The sequence below is a fragment of the Craurococcus roseus genome, from assembly GCF_039523795.1.
Classification (GTDB): domain Bacteria; phylum Pseudomonadota; class Alphaproteobacteria; order Acetobacterales; family Acetobacteraceae; genus Craurococcus; species Craurococcus roseus.
Genome location: NZ_BAAAFZ010000038.1, coordinates 9,859 through 13,403 on the forward strand (window position 1 = coordinate 9,859; position 3,545 = coordinate 13,403).

The 3,545-nt window shown below is 77.0% G+C and carries 3 protein-coding genes and 1 pseudogene; 1 reads left to right on the forward strand and 3 read right to left on the reverse strand.

The annotated features are described in order from the left end of the window. Positions 1-541, forward strand: a pseudogene (locus ABD067_RS13435) (hypothetical protein); the annotation flags it as partial. Here the strand turns inward: ABD067_RS13435 and ABD067_RS13440 are convergent. The 3 genes from ABD067_RS13440 to ABD067_RS13450 form a co-directional block, all read right to left on the reverse strand. Further along, positions 486-1,067 (reverse strand): cytochrome b, encoded by a 582-nt coding sequence (locus tag ABD067_RS13440; RefSeq protein WP_343895818.1) that lies wholly within the window; start codon positions 1,065-1,067, stop codon positions 486-488. The pseudogene ABD067_RS13435 and the gene ABD067_RS13440 sit on opposite strands and share 56 nt — an antisense overlap. Before the next feature lie 165 nt (positions 1,068-1,232). Beyond that, a complete protein-coding gene (gene eutC / locus ABD067_RS13445) occupies positions 1,233-2,045 on the reverse strand; it encodes an ethanolamine ammonia-lyase subunit EutC (RefSeq protein ID WP_343895819.1) in 813 nt (270 codons plus the stop codon). Next, positions 2,035-3,444 carry an ethanolamine ammonia-lyase subunit EutB gene (locus ABD067_RS13450; RefSeq protein ID WP_343895947.1) on the reverse strand — a complete coding sequence of 470 codons (1,410 nt, stop codon included), beginning with the start codon at positions 3,442-3,444 and terminating at the stop codon, positions 2,035-2,037. Before ABD067_RS13450 ends, eutC begins: the two co-directional genes overlap by 11 nt. Positions 3,445-3,545: the final 101 nt, after the last annotated feature.

Below are 3,545 nucleotides of genomic sequence, written 5' to 3' on the forward strand. Positions count from 1 at the left end.
GGAAGGCACGCCGCGCGGCGCGCTGCTGTTCCTGCTGCTGCTCGGCTTCGCCGTGCTGGCCCTGCCGAAGCTGGCCGGCTACGCCGAAGCGCTGCTGCGCCCCGGGCAGGCCCGCCGCGCGGCGCTGCTGCGCGGCATGGCGGCGGAATTGGCGCTCGGCCTGGCGCTGGAGACCCTCGACGCGCTGGAGCGGACGCTGACCCTGCTGCGGCTGGCGCGCGGGCGGTTCGGCGGCTGGGCGCCGCAGCCACGGGCGGCGCGGGACGTCACCTGGGCCGCTGCGGCGCGGCGGTTCGGGTGGCACACGGCGGCGGGGCTGGCCATGGCCGGGTGCTTCGGCGCGGCGGGCGCCTTCGCGCTGCTGGCGGCGCTGCCGGCGCTGGCCGGGCTGCTGCTGGCCGTGCCCCTGGCGGTGCTGACCGCGCGGCCGGTGGCGCGGCACCGCCGCGCCCGCCGCCGCGACGCGCCGGTGGTCGGGGACGCGGCTACGGCGCCGCGCCCCTGCCCGGCAGCATCCGGCGGATCACCCCGTCGCGCTTGACCAGCGCGTGGTAAAGCGCGCCGGAGACGTGCAGCGCGATCAGGACCACCAGCAGCAGCGCCACCGTCTTGTGCGCGGCGCCGATGGTCTCGGCGAAGGCCTTGTCCGTCGCGGCGATCTTGGGGAGCGGGATCAGCCCGAGCAGCCGCGGCGTGGCGCCGTAGGCGTTCGCGGCCGTCCAGCCGAGCAGGGGCAGCACGATCAGCACCGCGTAGAACGCCCAATGCGTCCCCCGCGCCAGCCCCCGCAACGCCGGCGGCAGGTCGGTCGGCGCCGGCGGCATCGGGTGCGTCAGCCGCCAAGCCAGGCGCGGCAGCATCACGAGCAGGATCGTCGACCCCACGGCGAGGTGCCAAGCGGCGATGGTCTCCTCGGCCGACTTGGGCAGCACGGCGGGCAGCACCAGGGCGATGGCGACCTGCGCCGCCACCAGGGCGGCGACCAGCCAGTGGAACGCCCGGCTCACCGCGTCGTAGGGTTGGTCGAGGCCCGCAGTCTCGGCGGGGACGCCCAGGTTCGCCGACATGTCCGGTGCTCCTCTATCTGCCTGGGGGGCATAAGGCGCCCGGACCGCCCCGAGTTCGCCCGAAGGCGACCGTGCCGGGCTTTCCGCGGGAGCCAAGGCGCGCGGTCAGCGGCGCGGAGCCGGTCGCGGGGCGCGCCGCGAGGTCAAGGCCCCGGAGCCGCGAGGTCAAGGCCCCGGAGGAGGCGGCAGCGCCGCGGCGGCGGGCGCCTCGGCCAGCGCGGCCGGGCCGGCGTCGTCCTTGAGGCCGGTGCCGGTCAGCCGGCGCGACAGCGCTTCGCGCATCAGCCAAACGAGCTTGGCCGCCGCGGCTTCGGGGCGGAGCCCGCCGGCCGCGTGGATGTTGGAGATGCAGTTGCGCTCGGAGTCGCGCCGCCCGACGCGCGGCCCGTAGGTCAGGTACACGCCGAGGCTGTCCGGCACGCTCAGCCCCGGCCGCTCGCCGATCAGCACCGCCACCAAGCGCGCGCCGAGCCGCTCGCCGATCTCGTCGCCGAGCGCCACGCGGCCCTGCGCGGCGACCACCGCCGGCGCCACCGACCACCCGCCGAGGCGCGCCAGGCAGGCGCGGAACACGGCCGGTGCGTGCCGCTGCACCGCGGTCGCCGACAACCCGTCGGCGAGCACGAACGCCACGTCGAAGCCGCCGGGCGCGAGCAGGTCGCGGCAAGCGGGGTCAAGGCGGCGGCCCAGGTCCGGGCGGCGCAGGTAAGCGCCGCGATCCGGCGCCGCGCTCCGCACCCGCACCGACGGGTGCGCGGCGAGCGCGGCGTCCAGCGCCGCCTCGTCGAGCGAGGCGTGCACCGCGTCCCGCGCCAGGGCGTGCGCGAGCTGGAGGTCCAGCACGTCGCGCAGCGCCAGGGCGTCGCCCGCGGCCCCGAGCCCGATCCGCGCCGGCGTCGCCGCGCGCAGCTTCGCCCACGGGTCGCGCGCGCCCTCCGCGGGGGCGCCGGCCGGGGCGGGCGCCGGGTCAGCCGACATCGGCGGCGCCCTCCGCGTAGCGAGCGAGCCGGGCCAGGCGCGGCGCCTCCGGGCTCGGCGGGCGGATGCGCCCCTGCCGGTCGGCGACCTCCATGCGCACCAGCCAATCCTCGAACTCGGGCGCCGGCCGCAAACCCAGCATCGCGCGCAACGCGAGCACGTCCTGGAAGCCGAGGCTCTGGTAGTTCAGCATGACGTCGTCGGACCCGGGCACGGCGATGAGGAAGTTCACCCCCGCCACGGCGAGCAGCACCATCAGCCCGTCCATGTCGTCGCCGTCGGCCTCGGCGTGGTTGGTGTAGCAGACGTCGCAGCCCATCGGCAGCCCGAGCAGCTTGCCGCAGAAGTGGTCCTCCAGGCCGGCGCGGACGATCTGCTTGCCGTCGAACAGGTACTCGGGGCCGATGAAGCCGACCACGGTGTTGACGAGCAGCGGCCGGAAGGCGCGCGCCACGGCGTAGGCCCGCGCCTCCACCGTCTGTTGGTCCACGCCGCCGTGCGCCCCTGCCGAGAGCGCGGCGCCCTGACCGGTCTCGAAGTACATCGCCTCCCCGCCCGGCCCGGCGCGGCCCAGCGCGAGCGCCGCGTCGCGCGCCTCGCGCAGGACGGACAGGTTGACGCCGAAGCCGGCGTTGGCGCCCTCCGTGCCGGCGACCGACTGGAACACCAAATCCACCGGCGCGCCGCGGTTCATGGCCTCGATGGCGTTGGTGACGTGGGTCAGCACGCAGGTCTGGGTGGGTATGGCGTACCGGTCCCGGAGCGCGTCCAGCATCTCGAGCAGCGCGATGCAGTTCGGCACGCTGTCGGTCGCGGGGTTGACGCCGATCACCGCGTCGCCCGAGCCGCAGAGCAGCCCGTCCAGGGTGGAAGCGGCGATGCCGCGCGGGTCGTCGGTCGGGTGGTTGGGCTGGAGCCGCGTCGCCAGCCGCCCCGGCAGGCCGAGGGTGGAGCGGAAGGCGGTGACGACGCCCCGCTTGCGCGCCACGGCGATCAGGTCCTGGTTCCGCATCAGCTTGGACGCCGCGGCCACCATCTCCGGCGTCAGCCCCGGCGACAGCGCGGCGAGCGCGGCGCCGTCGGCCTCGTGCGACAGCAGCCAGTCGCGGAACCGGCCCACCGTCATGTGCGAGACGGGCGCGAACGCCGCCGCGTCGTGGGTGTCGAGGATCAGCCGCGTCACCTCGTCCGACTCGTAGGGGACCACGGGCTCCGACAGGAAGGCGCGCAGCGGCAGGTCGGCCAGCGCGAACCGCGCCGCCACGCGCTCGGCGTCGCTCCCTGCGGCGACGCCGGCCAGCTCGTCGCCCGAGCGCCGGGGCGAGGCGGCCGCCAGCAGGCGCGCCAGCCCGTCGAAGCGGAAGCGCTCGCCGCCGGCTACGGCCGTCCAGGACCCCATGCCCCCTCCCGCGCCCCAGGCCACCGCGGCGCGCGGCGCGCCGCCTGTCGAGCCGCTCGGCTCCGGCCCCGGACCGGCCGCGGCGCTTCGGCGCGGCGCTG